Source organism: Shewanella sp. BJSY2023SW001, from assembly GCF_047314685.1.
GTDB classification, from domain to species: Bacteria; Pseudomonadota; Gammaproteobacteria; order Enterobacterales; family Shewanellaceae; genus Shewanella; species Shewanella indica.
Genome location: NZ_JBKORF010000061.1, coordinates 1 through 1,806 on the forward strand (window position 1 = coordinate 1; position 1,806 = coordinate 1,806).

Annotated in this window: 1 protein-coding gene; it reads left to right on the plus strand. The window is 49.5% G+C overall.

Annotated elements, in window-relative coordinates; genetic code table 11:
* The first annotated feature begins 24 nt into the window (after positions 1–24).
* Positions 25–1,014 carry a transposase gene (locus ACMHXH_RS14030; RefSeq protein ID WP_413738194.1) on the plus strand — a complete coding sequence of 330 codons (990 nt, stop codon included), beginning with the start codon at positions 25–27 and terminating at the stop codon, positions 1,012–1,014.
* Positions 1,015–1,806: the final 792 nt, after the last annotated feature.

A 1,806-nucleotide genomic window follows, 5' to 3' on the forward strand; every position in this document is an offset into this window, starting at 1 on the left:
ATCAAAGCTCAGTCGAGGTTGGTTATGACTACAGCCCGCCGTCAGTTGATAGACGCTGAAAGTACGCCCTTTTACCACGTGATTAACCGTTGCGTTAGAAGGGCATTTTTGTGTGGTGAAGATGCACTGTCTGGGCGCAGTTACGAGCATAGACGTGGCTGGATAGTGGATAAAATCAGGCAGTTGTCGTCAATATTCTGCATCGACGTTTGCGCTTATGCGGTTATGAGTAATCACTACCATTTGGTGCTTAAAATCGACCTTGCTGCGCAACAATCGTTGTCGCCATTTGAAGTCATTGAGCGTTGGACAGGGCTCTTTAGTGGCAATCCCGTGGCGGCAAAGTTCCTTAAGGGCGATAGTCTCTCGGAAGGTGAGCGAATACTGCTGGATTCGCTGATTAGCGATTGGCAGGAACGCCTTGGCAGTATCAGTTGGTTTATGCGCTGTTTAAACGAAGATATCGCCCGCAAGGCCAATCGAGAAGATGGCTGCAAGGGCGTATTCTGGGAAGGGCGCTTTAAGTCGCAGGCGCTGCTCGATGAACAGGCGCTGCTGGCCTGCATGATGTACGTGGATTTAAATCCCATTCGCGCAGGTATTGCAGATTCGCTGCAAACTTCTGATTACACATCCATTCAGGAGCGCATAGAAGAAGTTGCAGAGCCAGCAACTGTCAACGCTTCACTTAAGCCACTGCTGCAATTTGATGGTGCAGCCACTGCCGCCGAACAAAGCGGTATCCCATTTCACTTTGCCGACTATTTGGAGCTGATTGATTGGACAGGCCGGGCGGTGCGGGAAGACAAGCGTGGCTTTATTGCCTGTTCCAGGCCCAAACTACTGCTTGAGCTTGGTATCAGCGACGATGCCTGGATAACTTCCGCCAAAGAGTTTCGCCGTCAGTACAGTGGCATGAGTGGCCGATGGGATGCGATGTGTGCCATGAAGGCCAAATATGGCGGTAAATGGTGCCGGGGTAAGCAACAAAGCCAAGCAATACATCCCCATTAACCTTAGATCGTTGGTGATTTTGCAGAAACAGGCTTAAGCCTGCCGTTGGCATGCTTGGCAACCGCAGTTTTTGCATGAATCTCGCAGATTACTCATCTCAGAGAGCCTACTTCCAAAAATCCGTCGTTATTTATCAGAGACTGACCCCTGCAAGGTGCTTCCTTGCGGCTCAGAAAGTGTTTTGGATGTCCTGTATATTTTGTTCTGTATGTTTTTCAGTAGCCAACAAGCTTGCCAGAATTGCCTGGGTCATAGCGGCCAAAGAAGAAACGTATCGGCCGGCGACATGAAGCTTATAAATCAGGTTGTGAAGTAAGATAATGCCAACCTATCACCAAGTTGCGGTGACAATTGATTTGATGATGAGACAGTCAGACTGTTCTACTTAAAACCTGTTGAATCCATAGGCTCATCGTGAAGCCGCAAGGATGATGAGGAAAGTAGAAGCACATATCCATCAGGGCCAGAGATTTAACTCAGTAACAGGCCGAATATATGGGTGCAATGAACTCTTCTCAAATTGAAATCAAATGTCTTGCAAACGGGATGGGTCCATATATGGGTTCACAGCGTGTCACAGGATCGCCTGTGTGAGAGTCCACCGCAGGTGATGGGCTGCAATTTTGCGAGCAGCTAAGACCAAGTTTATTGGTGAGTTTTGGCTTAAAGCCATGATAGCCGCTGTGCCAGCGGCCTCAAGTCGTGGAGCTTCGCCCCACACCCGACCAAGAAGGGATCAACAGCAATCCCCTCTTGGATCTCCCTTGCCGCCCCACACGGTGTCGAAAGCCC

What these genes read in the sequence shown, in the direction of transcription:
- ACMHXH_RS14030 (WP_413738194.1), top strand. Translation starts at nt 25, where the DNA reads ATGACTACAGCCCGCCGTCAGTTGATAGACGCTGAAAGTACGCCCTTT.